The organism is Natronobeatus ordinarius, from assembly GCF_024362485.1.
Taxonomy (GTDB): Archaea; Halobacteriota; Halobacteria; order Halobacteriales; family Natrialbaceae; genus Natronobeatus; species Natronobeatus ordinarius.
On the sequence record NZ_CP101456.1, the window covers coordinates 878,761 to 896,485 of the forward strand.

At 67.4% G+C, this 17,725-nt stretch carries 24 protein-coding genes; 16 read left to right on the plus strand and 8 right to left on the minus strand.

The window, feature by feature from the left end; all coding sequences use genetic code 11:
* Window positions 1–261: 261 nt before the first annotated feature.
* A complete protein-coding gene (locus NMQ09_RS04485) occupies window positions 262–1,386 on the plus strand; it encodes a site-2 protease family protein (RefSeq protein WP_255193244.1) in 1,125 nt (374 codons plus the stop codon).
* 40 nt (window positions 1,387–1,426) lie between these two features.
* Here NMQ09_RS04485 and ygfZ read toward each other — a convergent pair whose 3' ends face one another.
* Together ygfZ and NMQ09_RS04495 are read right to left on the minus strand one after the other, a co-directional pair.
* Window positions 1,427–2,518: a CAF17-like 4Fe-4S cluster assembly/insertion protein YgfZ gene (gene ygfZ / locus NMQ09_RS04490; RefSeq protein ID WP_255193245.1), complete on the minus strand. Its 1,092-nt coding sequence runs from the start codon at window positions 2,516–2,518 to the stop codon at window positions 1,427–1,429.
* Between the two features lie 80 nt (window positions 2,519–2,598).
* Entirely contained in the window at window positions 2,599–2,895 is a 297-nt protein-coding gene (locus NMQ09_RS04495) for a DUF6432 family protein (protein WP_255193246.1), read from the minus strand.
* A gap of 100 nt (window positions 2,896–2,995) precedes the next feature.
* On the opposite strand from NMQ09_RS04495, the gene NMQ09_RS04500 reads away from it, so the two are divergent.
* The 6 genes from NMQ09_RS04500 to NMQ09_RS04525 all read left to right on the plus strand — a co-directional run bounded on the left by NMQ09_RS04500 (window position 2,996) and on the right by NMQ09_RS04525 (window position 6,820).
* A complete protein-coding gene (locus tag NMQ09_RS04500) occupies window positions 2,996–3,952 on the plus strand; it encodes a DUF7093 family protein (RefSeq protein ID WP_255193247.1) in 957 nt (318 codons plus the stop codon).
* A 146-nt stretch (window positions 3,953–4,098) separates the two neighbouring features.
* Complete coding sequence (locus NMQ09_RS04505; protein WP_255193248.1) at window positions 4,099–4,482, plus strand: DUF5611 family protein; 384 nt, start codon at window positions 4,099–4,101, stop codon at window positions 4,480–4,482.
* A gap of 88 nt (window positions 4,483–4,570) precedes the next feature.
* Entirely contained in the window at window positions 4,571–4,849 is a 279-nt protein-coding gene (locus tag NMQ09_RS04510) for a WNWW family protein (RefSeq protein WP_255193249.1), read from the plus strand.
* Between the two features lie 148 nt (window positions 4,850–4,997).
* A complete protein-coding gene (locus tag NMQ09_RS04515) occupies window positions 4,998–5,642 on the plus strand; it encodes a TetR/AcrR family transcriptional regulator (protein ID WP_255193250.1) in 645 nt (214 codons plus the stop codon).
* A 36-nt stretch (window positions 5,643–5,678) separates the two neighbouring features.
* Entirely contained in the window at window positions 5,679–6,518 is an 840-nt protein-coding gene (locus NMQ09_RS04520; RefSeq protein ID WP_255193251.1) for a hypothetical protein, read from the plus strand.
* A complete protein-coding gene (locus NMQ09_RS04525) occupies window positions 6,515–6,820 on the plus strand; it encodes a hypothetical protein (protein WP_255193252.1) in 306 nt (101 codons plus the stop codon). Before NMQ09_RS04520 ends, NMQ09_RS04525 begins: the two co-directional genes overlap by 4 nt.
* Before the next feature lie 32 nt (window positions 6,821–6,852).
* Here NMQ09_RS04525 and NMQ09_RS04530 read toward each other — a convergent pair whose 3' ends face one another.
* Window positions 6,853–7,806 carry a PLP-dependent cysteine synthase family protein gene (locus NMQ09_RS04530; RefSeq protein ID WP_255193253.1) on the minus strand — a complete coding sequence of 318 codons (954 nt, stop codon included), beginning with the start codon at window positions 7,804–7,806 and terminating at the stop codon, window positions 6,853–6,855.
* 172 nt (window positions 7,807–7,978) lie between these two features.
* Here NMQ09_RS04530 and NMQ09_RS04535 point away from each other — a divergent pair, with 172 nt between their 5' ends.
* A complete protein-coding gene (locus tag NMQ09_RS04535) occupies window positions 7,979–9,238 on the plus strand; it encodes an MBL fold metallo-hydrolase (protein ID WP_255193254.1) in 1,260 nt (419 codons plus the stop codon).
* A gap of 21 nt (window positions 9,239–9,259) precedes the next feature.
* On the opposite strand, the gene NMQ09_RS04540 is transcribed toward NMQ09_RS04535, so the two are convergent.
* Entirely contained in the window at window positions 9,260–10,687 is a 1,428-nt protein-coding gene (locus tag NMQ09_RS04540) for a ribonuclease FAU-1 family protein (RefSeq protein ID WP_255193255.1), read from the minus strand.
* Window positions 10,688–10,810: 123 nt separating this feature from the next.
* A complete protein-coding gene (locus NMQ09_RS04545; RefSeq protein ID WP_255193256.1) occupies window positions 10,811–10,996 on the minus strand; it encodes a hypothetical protein in 186 nt (61 codons plus the stop codon).
* Window positions 10,997–11,167: 171 nt separating this feature from the next.
* Here NMQ09_RS04545 and NMQ09_RS04550 point away from each other — a divergent pair, with 171 nt between their 5' ends.
* Window positions 11,168–12,214 (plus strand): PrsW family intramembrane metalloprotease, encoded by a 1,047-nt coding sequence (locus NMQ09_RS04550; protein ID WP_255193257.1) that lies wholly within the window; start codon window positions 11,168–11,170, stop codon window positions 12,212–12,214.
* Here NMQ09_RS04550 and NMQ09_RS04555 read toward each other — a convergent pair.
* Together NMQ09_RS04555 and NMQ09_RS04560 are read right to left on the minus strand one after the other, a co-directional pair.
* Entirely contained in the window at window positions 12,199–12,675 is a 477-nt protein-coding gene (locus tag NMQ09_RS04555; protein WP_255193258.1) for a cupin domain-containing protein, read from the minus strand. The genes NMQ09_RS04550 and NMQ09_RS04555 overlap by 16 nt on opposite strands.
* A gap of 70 nt (window positions 12,676–12,745) precedes the next feature.
* The gene (locus NMQ09_RS04560) at window positions 12,746–13,474 is read right to left on the minus strand and encodes a DsbA family protein (protein WP_255193259.1); all 729 of its coding nucleotides are present in this window, start codon (window positions 13,472–13,474) and stop codon (window positions 12,746–12,748) included.
* 112 nt (window positions 13,475–13,586) lie between these two features.
* Here NMQ09_RS04560 and NMQ09_RS04565 point away from each other — a divergent pair, with 112 nt between their 5' ends.
* The 4 genes from NMQ09_RS04565 to NMQ09_RS04580 all read left to right on the plus strand — a co-directional run bounded on the left by NMQ09_RS04565 (window position 13,587) and on the right by NMQ09_RS04580 (window position 15,325).
* A complete protein-coding gene (locus NMQ09_RS04565; RefSeq protein WP_255193260.1) occupies window positions 13,587–14,135 on the plus strand; it encodes a hypothetical protein in 549 nt (182 codons plus the stop codon).
* Window positions 14,132–14,620, plus strand: coding sequence for a hypothetical protein (locus tag NMQ09_RS04570; RefSeq protein ID WP_255193261.1), 489 nt, complete (start codon window positions 14,132–14,134; stop codon window positions 14,618–14,620). Before NMQ09_RS04565 ends, NMQ09_RS04570 begins: the two co-directional genes overlap by 4 nt.
* An 82-nt stretch (window positions 14,621–14,702) precedes the next feature.
* Window positions 14,703–15,062, plus strand: a complete 360-nt coding sequence (locus NMQ09_RS04575; RefSeq protein WP_255193262.1) for an ArsR/SmtB family transcription factor — start codon at window positions 14,703–14,705, stop codon at window positions 15,060–15,062.
* Complete coding sequence (locus NMQ09_RS04580) at window positions 15,059–15,325, plus strand: DUF7521 family protein (protein ID WP_255193263.1); 267 nt, start codon at window positions 15,059–15,061, stop codon at window positions 15,323–15,325. Before NMQ09_RS04575 ends, NMQ09_RS04580 begins: the two co-directional genes overlap by 4 nt.
* A 1-nt stretch (window position 15,326) precedes the next feature.
* On the opposite strand, the gene NMQ09_RS04585 is transcribed toward NMQ09_RS04580, so the two are convergent.
* On the minus strand, window positions 15,327–15,560 hold the full coding sequence (locus tag NMQ09_RS04585; protein WP_255193264.1) for a hypothetical protein: 234 nt from the start codon (window positions 15,558–15,560) through the stop codon (window positions 15,327–15,329).
* A gap of 236 nt (window positions 15,561–15,796) precedes the next feature.
* Here NMQ09_RS04585 and NMQ09_RS04590 point away from each other — a divergent pair, with 236 nt between their 5' ends.
* The 3 genes from NMQ09_RS04590 to NMQ09_RS04600 are packed head-to-tail and all read left to right on the plus strand — an operon-like array spanning window position 15,797 to window position 17,706.
* A complete protein-coding gene (locus NMQ09_RS04590; RefSeq protein WP_255193265.1) occupies window positions 15,797–16,480 on the plus strand; it encodes an SCO family protein in 684 nt (227 codons plus the stop codon).
* Window position 16,481: 1 nt separating this feature from the next.
* Window positions 16,482–17,045 carry a TlpA family protein disulfide reductase gene (locus NMQ09_RS04595; RefSeq protein WP_255193266.1) on the plus strand — a complete coding sequence of 188 codons (564 nt, stop codon included), beginning with the start codon at window positions 16,482–16,484 and terminating at the stop codon, window positions 17,043–17,045.
* On the plus strand, window positions 17,038–17,706 hold the full coding sequence (locus NMQ09_RS04600) for a cytochrome c biogenesis protein CcdA (protein ID WP_255193267.1): 669 nt from the start codon (window positions 17,038–17,040) through the stop codon (window positions 17,704–17,706). The genes NMQ09_RS04595 and NMQ09_RS04600 overlap by 8 nt, the downstream gene beginning before the upstream one ends.
* The last annotated feature ends 19 nt before the right edge of the window (window positions 17,707–17,725 follow it).

A 17,725-nucleotide genomic window follows, 5' to 3' on the forward strand; every position in this document is an offset into this window, starting at 1 on the left:
CCCCACCATCCCCGAACCGCTCCCAACCACCCCCGAACCGCGTTCACACCGTGCCACACCACTGAACGCTTCGTGTTCGAACGCCATGCTTCACTCGGCGCCGCGAGTCGATCGTTATCGGTCACTGACCCGCGTCGCTCGTCCAGGTTTCGCTTTTCCAGTACCGGCGTGATCTCGCGCTCGCCGGTCGGCCACCGCCGTGGTCGACGATCGACGGCAACGATGGTCGTTTTATACTCGCGGGAGAGTACGTTCTAATCAATGGACGACGTGGACGAACCCGACTCGAGCCCTCCGCTCGAAGCGATCGAGTCGGTGTTCGTCGTCTACGAGACGCGAACGGACGGCGAACAGTTACGATACTACGGCGAGCCACTGCTGGCGCCCGAGCCGACGGTGCGGGAGCTGTGGCCGGTCTTCCGTGAGGCAGGATACGAGGTGCAGCTAGCGGTCGAGTACGGCGAGTACGTCCTCGTCGCCGAGCCCACCGACGTCGGCGTCGACGGCATCCCCTGGACGAACGTCTTCCTGTTCGTCGCGACGGTGTTCTCGACGCTGTTCGCCGGTGCACAGTGGTACTACGTCGACCCGATCTCGGACCCGGTCGGTGCGGTCCTCGCGGCCTGGCCGTTCACCGTCGCGATCATTGGCGTCCTCTTTTTCCACGAGATGGGCCACTACGTGATGAGCCGCTACCACGAGGTCGACGCCTCGTTGCCGTACTTCCTCCCGGTGCCGACGCTCATCGGAACCATGGGCGCGGTGATCAAGATCAAAGGTCGGATGCCGGACCGGAAGGTCCTGTTCGACATCGGCGTCGCCGGGCCGCTCGCCGGGCTGGTCGCGACGGTCGTCGTCACGATCGTCGGCCTCCACCTCCCGCCGGTGACCGCGCCGTCCTCGCTGGTCAACGATCCCGACGCGATCCAGATCCAGCTGGGCTATCCACCGTTGCTCGAGTTACTCGCGAGCGCGTTCGACCAGCCGCTGTACCGTGATGACCCCACGACGGCCGTCAATCCCGTCGTCATCGGCGGCTGGGTCGGGATGTTCGTCACCTTCCTCAACCTCATCCCCGTCGGCCAGCTCGACGGCGGGCACATCCTCCGGGCGGTGCTCGGCGACCGACAGGAGACGATCGGCGCGCTCGTTCCGGGTGTCCTCTTCGCGCTCGCCGGCTACCTCTACTACGTCGGTGGCCACAGCGGCAACTCGGTGTTCATCTGGGTGTTCTGGGGGCTGTTCGCCACGCTCATCGCCGCCGTTGGCCCGGCACGACCGGTCAACGACGAGCGCCTCGGGACGGGGCGGATCGTCCTCGGCGTCGTCACGTTCGTCCTCGGGATCCTCTGTTTCATGCCGGTGCCGATCGCAATCGTCAGCTGATGTGACTCGCCTGACGCTATAGTACTCGCTTCAACGGTTGCTATTCGTACGCCGGGAGCCGGCCGGAACGCTCTGATCCCGCGACGAACGGGAGGTCGGCTCGTGTCGCCGGCACCTCCTCGCCGCCGACGCGCACCGATAGCTCGTCGGCCTCGAGGTCGAACGTGACGAGCGCGAGCGCGATCGGTCGCTCGAGCAGCGGGCTCTCCGCCGCGCGGGTCACCTCGCCGACGCTCGCGTCGCCCGCGAAGACGGCTGCACCTGCGTCGGGCACCGCGTCGGACTCGACGGTGAGGCCGACCAGCCGGCGGCTGGGCTGGCCGACGTTTTCCACCCGCGAGACGACCTCCTGACCGACGTAGCAGCCCTTCTCGAAGTCGAGGGCGCTTCGCAGGCCGAAGACGTTCGGAATCGTTCCCTCGAGTTCGGTCGAAAAAAGCGGGGTGGCGGCCTCGAGGGTGAGCGTCTCCCAGGTGCGGTAGCCGAAGGGAGCGGCCGAGCTGCCCTGCGTCTCGAGGGCGCTGTAGACGGCTTCAGCGTCGGCGACTCCACAGACGACCTCGTAGCTCTCCTCGCCGGCGAGGGCGTCGGTGCGGATCACGGTCACGCCCGCGTCGGCGATCGAGCCCCTGACGAAGGAGTGGTGGCGCTCTGGCGTCGCCGGGCCGGCGAGGACGCTCGCGACTTTCTCGGTGGCCGTCGGCCCGTGGACGCCGAAGATGGCGAACTCGTCGGTTGCGACACGGATCTCGACGTCCTGAATGAACACTTTCTCCGACCAGTCGGCGGCCAGCTCCTCGGCCAGGTCGGGTGGGGTAAAGAGCAACAGCCGCTCGCCGGCGTTGTAGATCGCGAGTTCGACCTCGATCCCACCCTGGGGATCGAGCACGAGCGCGTAACAGCCCTCGCCCTCTGCGTCGGGAACGCGATTCGAGACCACGTTGTCGACGTACTCGACCCGGTCGTCACCCTCGACGACGACCACGCCGTAGGCCGGCTCGAACAGGCCGACGCCGTTTCTGACCGCGCGGTGGGCTCGCTCCGGTCGGCCGTAGTGTTCGACGACCCGCCGACCGCCGCGCTCGCCAAACGTCGCGCCGTGGGCGGCGTGGATCGACTCGATGACGCTCATGGCTCACTCGAGGGGCTTCGGACGTATCAGGATTTCCGATCCGGTGGACGGTTCACGCCGGTGTCGAACGCCTGGAACGCTCAAAACGGAATGCGCCGTCGAATCCAGTCGGAGAGTGACTCGTCCTCGTCGTCGACCGGTTCGTCGGGGATCACGCGCTCGGCGGGCTTGATGACCGTCCGTCCGCCCGTCGAGTCGACGACGATCAGCTCGTCGTCTTTCAGCCGTGCGAGCGCATCCTCGAGGGCATCGATCTCGGCTGCGACCGCCGCCCGGAGTTCGAAGACGGTCATGCCGTCGTCGGCGCGGTTGACGAGCGCGTCGAGGACCGCCACTTCTGTCGACTCGCGGTCCCGAAACTCCCGCTTCGCTCTCATTCGTACGGCTATTCGACGAGCCAGGATTTGACGTTTGCCGTTTCTGGGGTGTTCGCCGCTCCAGTACGTTTTTTATCCTCTCGCTCGGAACGGTGAGAGCATGGTCCTTCGATGTTCGTTGCTCGGGCACGACTTCGGCGACACCGAAGTCGAACGCGAGCGCGAGGAACAGGGTAGTGAGGTCGTCGTCACCGTCAGGGAGTACCAGGAGTGCGCCCGGTGTGGCGAGGTGCGCGTAGTCAGTGAGAGTACCGAAGTGACGTCGGTCTCTCACGAGTCGAGCGCGGCCCCGGACGACCCTGCGCCGACGGTCGAGTCGGGTGACGACGACGTGACGCCAGCGGTCGTCGACGCCGACGACGACGGCGAGATTCTCGCCGACGAAGCCGGTGACGAAGCCGCCGTCGGCGCTCCCGAGTCGGCTGTTGGTGACGCCGACGGAGACGACGAGACCGAGATTCTCGGCGAAACCGTCGACACATCGGCGGAGACGACCGAATCGCCAGCGCAACCCGTCGCCGGCGAACACGAGGACCCGATCACCGGCGAACACGAGGAGCCGATCGCCAACGAGCACGAGGAGCCGATCGCCAACGAACACGAGGGCCCGATCACCGACGACGGCGAGATTCTCGAGGCCGACGACGAACCCAGACACGACCGTGCCCGCGGTGAGTGGCCGGAGTCGGACGACGTCGGCCCGCCGGTGGGAATCGCGACCGAACCGTCGTCGTGGCCCGAGGCAGAATCACCCGAGTCGGCCGAGTTGGCCGCCGACGAACCGGCCGACGACGTCGAGCCGGTCGACGACGCGGTCTTCGTCGACGCCGACAAGCGACCGGTCCCCGAGCCGGCGGCGACCGACTCCGGGACCGGCATCGCCAGCGCCCAGCCGGCTCCGGAACCTGGAAAGAGCCAGTCAACCGATCCCGTCGCCGCCGAGTACTTCTGCCCTCGCTGTTCGTTCGTCGCCCCGGCGACCCACGGCTCGTTGCGCCCGGGCGATATCTGCCCCGAGTGTCGACGAGGCTACCTCGGCGAACGCGACCTCGAGTGAGTCGTAACCGGCTCGCCGACCTCCCTCGACGTTCGCCACGTCTGCGCAAAGCCGAGTTCGGCGTCGAGCGACGACGCCTCTCCCACGGTCTCGAAACCGGCCACTGATGAAAAGAGGTAAACGCTCCCCCGTATATGATCCAATTCATGAAGGAGTACAAGATGCGTCGTGGTGAGTACCTCGAGGAGCGAATCCCCGACATGAAAGCCACCGTCGAGGAGTACTTCGGACCGATCACGGGCACCGAGGAGTACAAGGGGAGTGACCTCTACGTGATCGGAGAGCCCGACAACCCCGTCTTCGAACGCATCGTCGTGGGTGCCGTCGAATACTCCGGCAAGAAGGACAAACTTGGCGTCGAGTTCCACGAGCGCGACCCCACCGAACTCGGCCCCGACGAACTCGAGGCGGCCGGCGATGCCGTCTCCGCAAAAAACGAGTTCTTACTTGAGGCGACCGCCCGGGACGCGAAGTCCCGTCGCGACTCGCTGAAACGGTCCGTCGAGGACGACCCGGAACCCGACGTCTAATCAGTAGTCATTTTCGGCCATAACTGGCGGTCACCGCGTGGAACCTGGCGGTCCAACGACTCAAGTAGGCCGCGTGCTTCTCTCGAGTATGTTCCTCGATCCGGACCGACTCGAGTCGCGCCTCCAGCGCGAGTTCGGCGGGACGGCCGGTGAGGCGCGCGTGGTCGTCCGACAGGCGGTCGACCTCGCCGACTCAGGTCGATACGCCGAGGACGTCGGGGCGACGCTGACAAACGACGTCGTGATCGACGAACTCGAGGACGCTCCCGACGGCACGCCCGCCGACCGGTGGAACTGGTGGATCGGCTCGCTCGAGCTCGCCTACGGTAGCTACGAACGGTTTGGTGTCCGGCGATACCAGACGTGAAGTGGGTAGCCGATGTGGATTTTGTTTCTCTGGATCCACGTTCCGATCTCTGGATCCACGCGGCGAACTCGTCGCGGTCCGGTCGTTCGTCTCGTCACGACCTATCGAACCGAAATACATATCTCGGTCCTGACTGACTAGTCAGGCAGTGACCGACCCGGACGTTCGAGCCGAGATTATGACCGCGACGTACGAGGCGCTGTGTGAGCACGGATACACCGATCTGACCGCACAGGCCATCGCCGACCGAACGGGAAAGAGCAAGTCGCTGCTGTTCTACCACTACGACTCCACCGACGAGCTCATGGTCGACTTCGTCGACTTCCTGCTCGAGCGCCTCGACGACCGCGTCGAGGAGACCCGCGAGCTGTCCGCCGTCGAGCGACTCGCGACGTTCGTCGACTGGTTCCTCTACGGACCGAACGACGACGAGCAGGCGTCCTTTCATACCGCCATGCTCGAGCTACGAGCCCAGGCACCGTACAACGATCGCTTCCGCGAACAGCTGTGCCGAAGTGACGACCGAATTCGATCGGCGCTCGAGGAGATCCTCCGGGACGGGATCGAGTCGGGGGCGTTCCGCGAACACGACCCGGTAACGACCGCGGCCTTCCTGATCGCAGCGTTCGACGGGGCACGGGTTCGCCAGCTCACCACCAGCCACGACGAGTACCTCGTGGCGGTTCGGTCGGCGACCGAGGAGTGGATCTTCGAGGAACTGCTCGCGGACGACCTCGAGTTCCCGACGCGCCGGATCGAGCCGACCGACGCCGCCGACGAACCGAACCGATGACCCAGTCGATTCCTCCCTTGCCAGTCACCTGATCCAATGTCAGACCTCCCCACCACGACGTACACCGCCGATCGAATCGACTCCTCGCTCGGAGCGCTTTCACCGACGACCCGCTCGGCCGTTCGCGAGAGCGTCCGTCGGCGAACTGATCTCCCGGCCGCCCTGGTTCGGACGGTCGGTTCGGCCGTCGGTGAGAGTCGGGACGGTTCCCTCCTCGAGGTCGCAACCGCTGTCTCCTTTCTCGGAGCGTACGCGGAGGTTCGTGCGGATTTACTCGGACCTGAATCCGAACGGTACGTCACGCCGCGCGAGCGAGACGGTGCCGTTCTGGCGAGCGACTACCTCCACGCGTCGGCCCACCAGGCGCTCGCGCGCGCCTCGCTTCCGGCCGGCCGCCACCGCTCCTGTTACCGCCTGCTGACCGAGGGCTCGAAGTCACTCGTCGAGCGGCTGTTCGCCCAGACCGACGCCGCCGGGTCGAGCCGTCACCAGCTCTCACCGAACGCGCGTCGACCCAGCCCGCGAGCCGTCCTCGTCGGCACGGGCGGCGCACTCGGCGCAGCGGCCGGCGGTGCGTCGGACGAGGTGATCGACGCGATGCGACGCTACGGAGAGTCGCTGGCGACGGCTGCCGAGGCCGCTTCCGTGGATACGGCCGAGTCGTTCGAGAAGCTGTCTGCCGCTCTCGACGACCGTTCGCTGGTGGCCGTCGCCGAGCCACGGTCGCTCCCTCGAGACGGTGCCGTCGACCCCGTCGCCGACCCCCTCGAACGCGCCCGTCGGCTACTCCGGGAGCTCCCCGACTCGCCCGCCCGGGAGCGACTCGAGCGAGCGACTGATCTTTTGGTAATCGGGACCGAACGGTCGAACGAATGAGTGAGCCCACCCGTCCGACGTGGCCGGCGTACCTCCTGACGCTCCTCGTCGCCGGTCTCGGCCACGTCTATCTCGGGAAGTGGCGACGCGGCGCGCTCTGGTTCGTCCTCTACGCGCTCGCGCTCGCGTTCCTGAGCGCGCGGACGCTCTCGGGTGCGCTCGATCCGGGAAGCCCGTTCTTCGTGACGGCGCTCCAGTTCGACGAGGTGAACTTCGCCGACGTCGCCGTTCCGCTCGCCGTTTTGCTCGTCTGTTTGCTCGACGTCTACCTGCTCGGGCTCACCACCAGAGGGCGAGACTGAGCCCCGAGCGGGCCGTCGAGCGTGACCGACGTTCAGCAGAGACAGAACGTCGACCCCTCGAGCCCGTCGTAGAGGCCGTCCGAGAGGTACTTCAGCCCGGTGTCACAGGCGACCGTCACGACGGTCCCGTCGGGATCGTGCTCGGCCGCGGCTCGTCTGGCGGCGGCGAGGTTCATCCCCGTACTCGTCCCGACGAGCAACCCGTCTTCCCGTGCGACCTCGCGGAGGCACTCGACTCCCTCCTCGGTCGGGATCGTGTGAACCCGATCGTACAGCTCCTCGTCGACGAGCGGCGGAGAGCCGACGATCGCCGTCCCCTGGACGCTGTGTGAGCCGGCCGTGCCGTCCGTGAGCACCGGCGACTCTGCGGGCTCGACGAGCGAGACGGTGACGTTGGCGCCCCGTTCGCGGAACGCGCGCGAGGTGCCCATCGCACAGCCGCCCGTCCCGACGGTCATCACGAACTCGTCGACGTCGGGCCGTTCCTCGAGAATTTCCCGACCGAGCGCCCGGTAGCCCTCGAGCTGGTCGGGGTTGTCGAACTGGTCGGTGAAGTACGCGCCCGTCCGCTCCTGCACGGCCAGCGCCGCGTCACGGAGGTCGTCGAACAGCCCGTCGTAGGCCGTCCCGTCGGGCGTCTCGACCAACTCGAGTTCCGCCCCCAGCGCCCGCATCGACGCGATCTTCTCCTCGGCGACGCAGTCGGCGGTGACGACGGAAAAGGGGTGCTCGAGGACGGCACAGACGAACGCGAGACTCGAGCCCGTGCTCCCGCCGGTGAACTCGACGACCGGCTCGCCGGGTTCCAGCTCGCCCCGTCGTCTCGCCGCCTCGATCATCGCCAGCGCCATCCGGTCTTTCAGGCTCCCGGTCGGGTTCGCTCCCTCCCATTTCACGGCGATCGTCGCGCCGCCATCTGGTCGCATCGACGGAAGTTCGATCAGGGGCGTCTCACCGATCGCCTCGAGCGTGTTCTGGTGGTTCATGTCGATCGCTGTATGGCCGCAGTCGGCGTCCGCGGCCGATCACACGCACATGTCGTTCGAACGGACCCTCAACGTTTCCATCTCGAGACAACCGTGGCCCCTGTCTCGCTCGCGGTTCCCGGCGCGCGAGGGATCAACAGACCCAAACGTCGCTCGCGAGTATCGGTTTCCGATGGACCTCGAGTTCCTGGGCGGGGCGCGCGAGATCGGCCGGAGCGCGATGCTGATCGACGACGCCCTGTTGCTCGACTTCGGGATGGACTCGGGCGACCCGCCGCGATACCCCGTGCGTGACGTCGACCCCGACGCCGTCGTCGTGAGCCACGGCCACCTCGATCACGTCGGCTCGATCCCTGCCCTGCTCTCGGGTGATTCGAGGCCACCGATCCACTGGACGCAGCCGACCTACGACCTCGCGATGCTCTTGGCCCGGGACACGCTTTCCCTCCACGGCGGGACGTACGACTGTCCGTTCACCGAGGCCGAACTGGCCCGTCTCACGCAGGTCTCCGAGACTCACGGCTACCGCGAGCCGTTCACCGTCGACACCGACGCCGGCCGGTACGAGCTCACGTTCTTCGACGCCGGTCACGTCGTCGGCAGCGCCCACGTCCTGGTCAACGACGGAGACACCCGCCTGCTCTACACCGGCGACTTCCACACCGAAGACCAGCAGCTCGTTTCCGGCACGACCGCCCGCCCCGACGCCGACGTCGTACTCTGTGAGAGCACGTACTCGGATACGACCCGGCCGCCCCGCGACGAACTCGAGCGCGCGTTCGCCGACAGCCTGAAGGCGACGATCTGGGAGGGCGGCACCGTCGTCGTCCCCGCGTTCGCCATCGGCCGCACTCAGGAGGTGCTCTGTATCTGTGAAGCACACGACCTCGAGTGTTACGTCGACGGGATGGGTAAACGCGTCACCGAACTGTTCTTGCGCCCGCGAAACCGCGACTTTCTGCGCGACCCCGACCTGCTCCGGCGGGCGAAGGGCAACGCCCGGTTCGTCGACGGCCGTGACGGCCAGCGCAAGCGGATCGCCACCCAGAACACCGTGATCGTCACCACCAGTGGGATGCTCCACGGCGGCCCCGCGATGACCTACGTCCCCGAGATCCGAACTCATCCAGCGAACAAGATCGCGCTCACCGGCTACCAGGTCGAGGGAACGCCCGGCAGAGAGCTACTCGAGACCGGCAGCGCGCCGATCGACGGCCGCGTAATGCCCGTCAGCGCTCAGGTCGAGGGGTACGACTTCTCCGCGCACGCCGACCGCGAGGGCCTGCTCGCGTTCCTCGAGAGCTACCGCGACGCCACGGTGCTCGTGAACCACGGCGATCGTTGCGAGGCGTTCGCCGAGGAATTACGAGCCGAGGGGTTCGACGCGAGCGCGCCCGCCGTCGGGGACGTGCTGACGAACGTCGGCAGGTAAAGCTCCAGCAGCTGGGAACGACTACTTCGAGAGCGCCCGTTCGACCGCCCCCGCGACGCTCCTCGCCTTCTTCGCCAGCGCCTCGGAGACGAGCCCGTCGTCGACGGCGGCCTCGAGTTCGGCCTCGTCGACGACCTCGACCGTCCCGTCGGCGTGGCGGATCACGTCGACGTAGAGGTCGACGTATCGGGCGCAGTCGGGGAAGAGTTCGACGGGCGTGCAGACGTTGACGTAGGTCCCCTTCGCCGTCCCCTCGGCGTCCCGGTAGGTTGTGGGGTACCACCACCGGCCCTCCCGGAGCTTCGTCACCGCGACGTCGCCGGCCTCTTTCGGGACGCCCAGCGCGTCGTAGGTGCCACCGCCCGAGAGCTGGCGCTCGAGCGTGATCGAGCCGTCGGGATCCCAGCCGGTGACCTTGCCCGTCCCGAGGCTGATGAGTCGGCCGTCGGGTTTGCCGTGGCCGAGTGTCAGTCGGTCGCCCGTCGTCGGGCCGAACTGGCGGGAGACGGCGTCGAAGGGGAACGCATCGTCCTCGTCGTCGCCAGCGGCGTCACAGACGGCCTCGACGAAGTCGACCGCCGCGCTCGCCGCCCGGTCGGCCGCCTTGGTCCGGTGGTGGCCGGGCATCGTGTTCTCGACCGCCCGTCGAGCCGCGTCCAGCGCGAACCGCGACTCGCGGCCGAACCAGACCCACGTCGTCGCCTCGGGGGCCGCGATCAGTGCCGGCTCGCCCGGGCCGTCGGCCGCCGCCTCGAGGTCGGCCTCGAGCGCCCGCGCCCGGTCGACGACGTGGGCGAGGCCGTTTCCCATCGCCTCGAGGTCGGCCTCGGCGGCGGCGTGTCGCCAGCGCAGCCCCCAGCCGTCGGGGACGTCGGTCGAGAGCAGGTCGGTCATCCCCACGAGTTCGTTCCCACGGGGGCCCCTGGCCGCCGCCGAGACGCCCGATTCGCCACGGGTGAGCCGACAGAGTCCGGTTCGAACCTCGATCTCCGGCCGGACGAGCGGGCGGTCGTCGTCCCACGGCGGCGTCGGCTCGTGGACCTGCACGCGGTAGCGATTCCCGACGTCCACGTAGCCGTCGACGTCGTCGTACTGCAGAAAGCCCCAGCGGCCGTCGCCGAGGTCGACGACGGCACCGCTGCCGATCGTCTCGATGATTTCGCCGTCGTAGACGGCTCCCCGGGGAGCCGCGGCGTCCCACCGGAACGCATCGACGGCGACCGACTCGAGTTCGGCGGCGACCGCGTCGACCGCCTCGGACGGTCCCGAGATCGAGACGCCCTGTCGGTCGCGCGTCGTCTCGATCGAGACGTCAGCGGGTGCGACCTGAAACTCGTCGTCGAACCGTTCCCGAATGGGTTCTGAGGCCTGGACGACATCGAGCCCGTTCTCCGAGAGGAGCTGCGTCACCGCCGTGGTGTAGATGCCACGGACGCGAACGGAGTGCATGGCGGGCGCTTCGCACGGGGGGTGCTTGTGGATTCCGGGTCGACAGACGGGTCGCTGTCCGAGGTAGAGCGTACCGGTCGAACGGCTCACGGGCGGGTCGGTAACTCGGTACCGCAGTCCGTCTCAGTCGTCGGCGGGTTCGGAAACGGGATGAGAAACAGCGTGAGCGGGGGCATCGGCGGACGGTTCCTCGAGCGTCGATTCGGCGTCGGCGGGCGGTACTCGAGATCGGGTTCGTGTCTCCTCGTTCTCGTCTTCGTCCGCCGAGGGGAGGTCGGCATACAGGATACCGCGGCTCGGGCTGTACATTGAGTATCGGTGTGAACTCGATCCGCTTAAGCCATCTCCTAATATGTGTCGTGATACATTATATCATATAATGGCCGGGATCGAATGGGGTGGCGCCGTCCACGTCCGGTGTTCGTGTGTTCGATACGACCCGTCCGATACTATAGGGGGCCGGAGGTCGTATCGGCGCGCATGACCCGCAGGCGCGACCCGGTCGAACGAGCCGACGGCGACGGGACGGACCTCTACGACGTCTCGACGTGGGAGCCACGGTCGACGGTCGACCGGCTCTCCTACGGCATCTACCAGGGGCTCAGCTACGGGCTTCAGTCGATCGTCTTGCTGACCGCGGTCGCGATCACGATCTCGTTACTGGTCACGCCGGGGCTGCTCGTCGCCGAGGAGCCGATTATCGCCGTCTTCTTCGGCCTGTCGATCGTTCCGGCGCTCGCGCTCGCGGCGTACATCTGGTACGCCGACATCACGACGAAACAGCCGCTGTGGCTCCTCGTCGCCACGTTCGTGCTCGCCGTACTGTTCGCGACGTTCGCCGCCGTCGTCAACACCGTCGGTGGCACTCGACTCCAGCCGATTCCGATCGTCGGCACGCTCCTCTTTTTCTTCCTGATCGTCGGGCCCGTTGAGGAGGCGGTGAAGCTGCTCGCCGTTCGCGTCCTGGCGTACCGGAGCGAACACTTCGACGCCGTCATCGACGGCGCGGTGTTCGGCGCCGTCGCCGGCCTCGGTTTCGCGGCCATCGAGAACGCCATCTACATCAGCGGCACCCTCGTTCAGCTCGGCACCGGCACGGGTCTGATCACGGCTGCGACCGGAATCACGACCGTCCGCGCGCTCGTCGGCCCCGGCCACGTCATCTACTCAGCCATCGCCGGCTACTACCTCGGCCTCGCGAAGTTCAATCCCCAGTACGCCGGCCCGCTCGTGGTCAAAGGCCTGCTCGTCGCCGCGTTCGTTCACGCGACCTACAACGCCACCGTCGGCGTCGTTCCCGCACTCGTCGCGGCGATCCACCCCATCAGCGTCGAACTGGCGTTCGTCGCCTACGTGATCGGCTTCAACCTCCTCATCGGCCTCTACCTCTACCGGAAGATCGCCCGCTACCGCCGCGCCTACCGGTCGGCCAGAGACGACGTCGACGGCGTCCCGACGCCCGAACTGACCGAGTTCGACCCCGACCGGCAGTCCCACACGGACGAGCCTGACTACTCCTCCCAGTAGTCGACGTCTCCATCGATCGGGTAGTAGCCGTGAACGGAACGCTCGTCACGACCGCCCGGCGCCGAGCCGACGAAGACGCCGAGCTTCTCCATCTCCGGGTAGACGGTCACGTCCGGCTCGGCCATCGTCGACATGGCGAGGTACCGAAGCGGTTCGTCGCCATCGTTGACGACCTGGTGACCGCCGGACTCGTCGGCCGGCAGGGCGACGTAGTCGCCAACCTCGAGGGATTTCTCGCCGTCGTCGAGCCGGATCGTTCCCTCCCCACGCAGGACGAAGATGGCCTCCTCGTTGGCCGTGTGGTAGTGATACGGCCACGACCGCGTGCCGGGCTCGAGTTCGTACAGGCTACAGCCCAGCTGCTCGGCGTCGGTCGCGTTCGAGAGCTCCTTGCGGCGCATGGCGACCCCGTCCCGGTCGTAGCGCGTCCACTCGACGTCCTGCTCGTTACGCTTCGACATACTTCGACGTGGATCGCTCGACGGCTTAAAACCGAGCCTCCGACCGCGGTCGCCTCGAGTCTCGCCGACGTCAGCTGTCCCCGATCCGTTCGATGGCCTCGTCGAACCGTTCGGCAGGCTGGGCGCCGACGAGCGTCCCGGCCGTCTCGGTCCCCGGATCGAAGACGACGAACGTCGGGGTACCGGAGATTCCGAACGACTGTGCCTGCGCCGCGTCGGCCTCAACCTGTGTTTCGAACGCTTCCCGACGCTCGTCGAGACACGTCTCGAGGGCGTCTGCATCGACGCTCGAGACCGAGCGAGTGTACTCGAGGAGGCTGTCGGCCGCGGCCCAGCCGGCGTTTCGCTCGCCCTGTTCGTCGAGGACGGCGGCGTGCCAGTCCCAGTACGCCGACGACCCGGTATCGCGGACCTGCGACCAGACGCACCGCGAGGCGACCGCGGCGGTCATCGAATCCGGGCCGAAGTACGGCAGCGCGACGAACACGACGCGAACCCGACCCGGCTCGACGTGATCGCGAACGAGTTCGGGGAGCGTCTCCCGTTCGAACCGCGCGCAGAACGGACACTGGAAGTCGGTCCAGTAGTAAAGCTCGAGCGGGGCGTCGGCCGACCCCATGATCGGTTTGCCTGCGAGGTCGACGCCGAACGCCGACGTCTCGTCGCTGGCGTGGAACGATACGGCTCGGTCGTGATCGGGCTCATCGTCAGCGCGCGTGAGAACGTACGCGCCGGCGGCACCGAGGCTTACGACCGAGGCGGCGAGAAAGGCACGACGGGACGGCTGATCGAACGTCATTCGGTATCTTCGTGCTCACGATTTCACCAGTCGACGGTAAAGGAGTCGCCGATTCGCTGGGTCAGCAAATCGGAGTCGAACGTATCAACGCGACTGTCGTTCGTTCCGATCGATGAGCACGCGCGACTCGATCGAACGGTTCCTGCGGAACCTCGCGGCGGCGGTTTCGTACCCGTTCGAGAGCTGGCGAGGCACGATCGGACTGGTCATCGTCTCGCTCGCCATCTACGTCCTTCTGATCCTGAGCACGATGCCGGCGTTCTCGTTGCAGCTGCTCGGCGATGGGCTCCACTGGCTCGACTACGCCCTCGTCTCGCTCACCGAGACGGTGTACCGGACCGACGGGCCGTCGGGGCTCGCACTCGTCGTCCTCTACGCGCTGCTCTCGGGGATCGCGATCGTCAACGCGGTCGCACAGCTGCGCGTCGTCGGCCTCTCGAGTCTCGCCGACGTCTCCGGCGTGCTCCCCGGTTTCCTTGCGTCGGGCTGTGCGAGCTGTGGCGCCGGACTCCTCGGCTTCCTGGGGTTCGCCGGCGGCGTGGCGGTCCTCCCGTTCGACGGTGCACTCCTCCGTGTCGGCGGCCTCCTCCTGTTGCTCTTCTTCCTGGGACGGACGGGCCACCCCGAGCGGTGTTCGTTCGCGATGGAGGCGGCCGAATGACGGGACGTGGCCTCGTCCGGACGGTCCGATCGAATCCGCGCGCGGTCGCGTGGGGCACGCTCACTGCGGTCGGCGTGTTCTCGCTGTTCGGTCTCGTCACCGGCCTGATTCCGAACCCACTCTACGTTCGGATGGTGTCACGGACGCCGACAGACTATCTGTTTCTCACGCTGACCGCGCTGCTGGCTGGCGTGTACGTCACCCAGCGGCTGACGACCGAGGTGGCCTGCACACAACCCGAGGACGCGGGTGGACGGTTCGATGGAGGGAGCACGGACCGCTGGGCGTTCGGGGGGCTGGTCGGCGGTTTCCTGGCGGTCGGCTGTCCGGTCTGTAACGCCGTCCTGCTCGCGCTGTTCAGTTCCTCGATGCTCATGACGTACTTCGACCCACTACGACCGCTCCTGGGGCTCCTCTCGGTCGCGCTCCTGGCGGGACTGATCTCCGTGCGCCACCGACGGACGTGTGGGGTGTGTAACCTATGAACGCAGGCTCGAGTCCCGACGTCGGAACCGCCCACTCTCGAGAACCGCCGGCTATTTGTGATCGTCCGGCGATGCCAGTGCCATGAACCGGGCGGGGGACGTGACTCCGGCGGACGTCTTCGAGTTGCTGGCAGACGAGTACGCCCGGCGGATCCTCGTCGCCGCCGATCGGAGGCCGATGACCGCGAAAGCGCTGAGCGACGCCTGTGACGCCTCGCTCGCGACGGTCTACCGGCGCGCCTCGATGCTTGAAGAACACGGCCTCCTCGAGGAACGACGGACGATCGGGTCCGACGGCACTCACCGGCGCAAGTTCGAGACGGTGCTCGAGGAGCTCCACGTCGACCTCTCGGAGGGAGAGCTGACCGTCAGCGTGGACACGCGGGACGAACTCGCGGACAACTTTACGTCGCTGTGGGACGAGCTTCGGGGGAGCCGATGACCGAAGCACCCTTTCTCGCCGCGAAGCTCGTCACGCTCGCGTTGAGTCTCGCGGTCGCGTATCTGGCCTACCATGGCTACCGGCGAAACGGCCGCGAGCCGATGCTGTACGTCTCCGCCGGCTTCGTCCTCATCGGCGCCGGTGCGATCTGTGAGGGACTCATCTACCTGTTCTTTGGGACCTCGATCGTCTCTGCGGGCCTCATTCAGGCGGTGATCGTCTCGAGCGGCATGCTCTGTGTCCTCTTCTCGCTGACGAAGTGACTCACGAGTCCGGCACGCAGTCGGTCTCACAGCCCGCACACCCGGTCCGTCGCCGGAGCGCGAAGACGGCGATCACGAGCGCCAGCGCGAGGACGGCCGTCTCGACGAGTCCGGCGCCCATCCCACTGGCGGCGACGCCACCGGTCACGGCGGCGGTTCCGGGGCCGAGACAGCAGAGACTCGCGAGCCCCCCGACGCCGACGATCGACCGTCGTGCTGCCGTGTCGTCGTCCATCGGTCGTTCCTTCGCGACCGATCACTATATCGATTGGGGAACCACTCGCCGGCAGCGCAGCCGACGGCATCGCGCCGGCGGGACGCTCGAGTCGGCCCCGAACCGCTTCCGCCCTGGGCGCCGGCCCGGGCTCGAGTCGACCAGGCCGTACGGACGAACGCGTCGGCGACGGGCCCGATTTGCCGACCCGGAGAATCGGCGGATCCGGTTTATCTGCCTGTGCGAAAGTCAGACGTATGGACCGTCGCCACTACCTGCAGGCGGTCGCGACGGCGGGCGTCACCGGCGTCGCCGGCTGTCTCGATGGGCTGTCGGAAACCGACGATGGGAAGACCGTACTCGAGCCGCCGGCACAGGATCTGAGCGCGGCGTCACACCCCAGTTACGGTGACGAACTGCCCGAACTCGAGCTCCCGGATCCGCTCACCGGCGAGCCGGTCTCGACGACGCAGTTCGAGGGCGAGCGAGCCGTCCTGTTGACGTTCTTCTACACGAACTGTCCCGACGGAATGTGTCCCGCGTTGATCTTGCGGCTCCGGCGGTCACAGGAGGTCGCCGCCGCGGAGGGCTACGACGACGACATCGCGTTCCTCGCAATGACCTTCGACCCCGAACGTGACACCGCAGTCGAACTCGAGAGCTACGGCGTCGAACGGGGTGTCGACCTCGAGGCCGGCAACTGGCACTATCTGCGTCCGGACCGATACGAGGACGGAGCGACGGTCCTCACCGAACGGTTCGGGCTGCCACTCAAGAAGGTCGACGCCGAGGAGTACGACCACCTCGAGTACGTCTTTCCGCACTACAACCTGCTCTTGCTGGTCAACGAACGGGGGATCGTCGAGCGCGCCTATCCCAACGGCGCAACCGTCGAGGTCGCTCGCGTCGTCGCGGACGTCGAAACGGTGGTGACCGCCTGAGATGCGTCGACGAGACGTCCTCGCCGGCGTCGGCAGCGTCGGCGTGCTCGCAGGTGCCGGCCTCGTCGCGACGCGCGGCGTCCCGTCGTTCGACGACGGCAACGGGGATGGCGCCACCGTCGACGCGGGAGCCGACCCGATCACCGTCGAGACGCTCGAGGCGCCGGGAAGCAGCGCCGGCGAGGTGACGGTCCCCGCGGGCGATCGGGTGACGTTCGTCGACTTCTTCGGGACGTGGTGTCCGCCGTGTGTCGAACAGATGCCGGCGCTCGGGGCGGCCCACGAGCGCGTCGGCGACTCGGTGCAGTTCATGTCGGTGACGACCGAACCGGTCGGCGACGCGGTCCCCGAGTCGACGGTCGTCGAGTGGTGGGACGAACACGACGGAAACTGGCTGCTCGGGATCGACCCAACCGCCGAACTCGCAGCCCGGTACCTCGCGGGCGGGTTTCCGTCCGCCGCAGCCATCGACGCGGCCGGACGCGTGCAGTGGTCGGACGCGGGCGTCAAGACGGCTGCCGAACTCGTCGCCGGGATCGGACGGGCACTCGAGGCCGATGAGTGACGCGGCGCTCGCCACGTCCCTCTCGTTCGCGCTCACGGCGGGCGTCGCGACGTTCTTCTCCCCCTGTGCGTACCCGCTGTTGCCGGGCTACGTCGGGTTCTACGTCAACCGGACGGACAGCGACGGAGTGACGCTTCGCGGTGCGGGGGCTCGTGGCATCGCCGCGGGACTCGGTGTACTCGCGACTTTCAGCGTCCTGTCGGGGGTGACGCTCGCGGCGGGTCACGCCGCGCTGTCGAACAGTACGTTTCTCGAGGTGCTCGTCGGGGCAGCACTGGTCGCGTTCGGCCTTCTCGTGGTGACGGGATCGGCACCGTCGATCACGCTGGCACTCCCGAAGCGACGGTCAGGGATCCTCGGCTTCGGCATCTTCGGCGCGGGGTACGCGCTGGCCGGGGCCGGCTGCGTGGCCCCGGTCTTCCTCGCCGTCGTGACTCACACGATCGTCCTCCCGCCCGGCAGCGCCGCCCTCGTCCTCGCGACGTACGCCGGCGTGGTTGCCGTCCTGATGGTCTCGGTGACGGTTGCGACCGGAATCGGGCTGCTCACGGGCGCGGGACTGTTCGCACCCCACGCGAAGACGATCGAGCGACTCGCCGGGGTGGTGATGATCCTCGCCGGCCTCGGCCAGCTCTCCCTCGCCCTCTTCGTCTACAGATAACCCAGGGCGAGTGCCTCGG

Bases quoted from the DNA above. Each gene is read 5' to 3' on its own strand.
- NMQ09_RS04505 (WP_255193248.1), top strand. From the start codon at position 4,099: ATGAAGGAGTACAAGATGCGTCGTGGTGAGTACCTCGAGGAGCGAATC.
- NMQ09_RS04500 (WP_255193247.1), top strand. From the start codon at position 2,996: ATGGTCCTTCGATGTTCGTTGCTCGGGCACGACTTCGGCGACACCGAA.
- NMQ09_RS04565 (WP_255193260.1), top strand. From the start codon at position 13,587: ATGAGCACGCGCGACTCGATCGAACGGTTCCTGCGGAACCTCGCGGCG.
- NMQ09_RS04510 (WP_255193249.1), top strand. From the start codon at position 4,571: ATGTTCCTCGATCCGGACCGACTCGAGTCGCGCCTCCAGCGCGAGTTC.
- NMQ09_RS04520 (WP_255193251.1), top strand. From the start codon at position 5,679: ATGTCAGACCTCCCCACCACGACGTACACCGCCGATCGAATCGACTCC.
- NMQ09_RS04575 (WP_255193262.1), top strand. From the start codon at position 14,703: ATGAACCGGGCGGGGGACGTGACTCCGGCGGACGTCTTCGAGTTGCTG.
- NMQ09_RS04485 (WP_255193244.1), top strand. From the start codon at position 262: ATGGACGACGTGGACGAACCCGACTCGAGCCCTCCGCTCGAAGCGATC.
- NMQ09_RS04525 (WP_255193252.1), top strand. From the start codon at position 6,515: ATGAGTGAGCCCACCCGTCCGACGTGGCCGGCGTACCTCCTGACGCTC.
- NMQ09_RS04595 (WP_255193266.1), top strand. From the start codon at position 16,482: ATGCGTCGACGAGACGTCCTCGCCGGCGTCGGCAGCGTCGGCGTGCTC.
- NMQ09_RS04530 (WP_255193253.1), bottom strand. From the start codon at position 7,806: ATGAACCACCAGAACACGCTCGAGGCGATCGGTGAGACGCCCCTGATC.
- NMQ09_RS04550 (WP_255193257.1), top strand. From the start codon at position 11,168: ATGACCCGCAGGCGCGACCCGGTCGAACGAGCCGACGGCGACGGGACG.
- NMQ09_RS04590 (WP_255193265.1), top strand. From the start codon at position 15,797: ATGGACCGTCGCCACTACCTGCAGGCGGTCGCGACGGCGGGCGTCACC.
- NMQ09_RS04555 (WP_255193258.1), bottom strand. From the start codon at position 12,675: ATGTCGAAGCGTAACGAGCAGGACGTCGAGTGGACGCGCTACGACCGG.
- NMQ09_RS04560 (WP_255193259.1), bottom strand. From the start codon at position 13,474: ATGACGTTCGATCAGCCGTCCCGTCGTGCCTTTCTCGCCGCCTCGGTC.
- ygfZ (WP_255193245.1), bottom strand. From the start codon at position 2,518: ATGAGCGTCATCGAGTCGATCCACGCCGCCCACGGCGCGACGTTTGGC.
- NMQ09_RS04540 (WP_255193255.1), bottom strand. From the start codon at position 10,687: ATGCACTCCGTTCGCGTCCGTGGCATCTACACCACGGCGGTGACGCAG.
- NMQ09_RS04570 (WP_255193261.1), top strand. From the start codon at position 14,132: ATGACGGGACGTGGCCTCGTCCGGACGGTCCGATCGAATCCGCGCGCG.
- NMQ09_RS04535 (WP_255193254.1), top strand. From the start codon at position 7,979: ATGGACCTCGAGTTCCTGGGCGGGGCGCGCGAGATCGGCCGGAGCGCG.
- NMQ09_RS04495 (WP_255193246.1), bottom strand. From the start codon at position 2,895: ATGAGAGCGAAGCGGGAGTTTCGGGACCGCGAGTCGACAGAAGTGGCG.
- NMQ09_RS04545 (WP_255193256.1), bottom strand. From the start codon at position 10,996: ATGTACAGCCCGAGCCGCGGTATCCTGTATGCCGACCTCCCCTCGGCG.
- NMQ09_RS04580 (WP_255193263.1), top strand. From the start codon at position 15,059: ATGACCGAAGCACCCTTTCTCGCCGCGAAGCTCGTCACGCTCGCGTTG.
- NMQ09_RS04600 (WP_255193267.1), top strand. From the start codon at position 17,038: ATGAGTGACGCGGCGCTCGCCACGTCCCTCTCGTTCGCGCTCACGGCG.
- NMQ09_RS04585 (WP_255193264.1), bottom strand. From the start codon at position 15,560: ATGGACGACGACACGGCAGCACGACGGTCGATCGTCGGCGTCGGGGGG.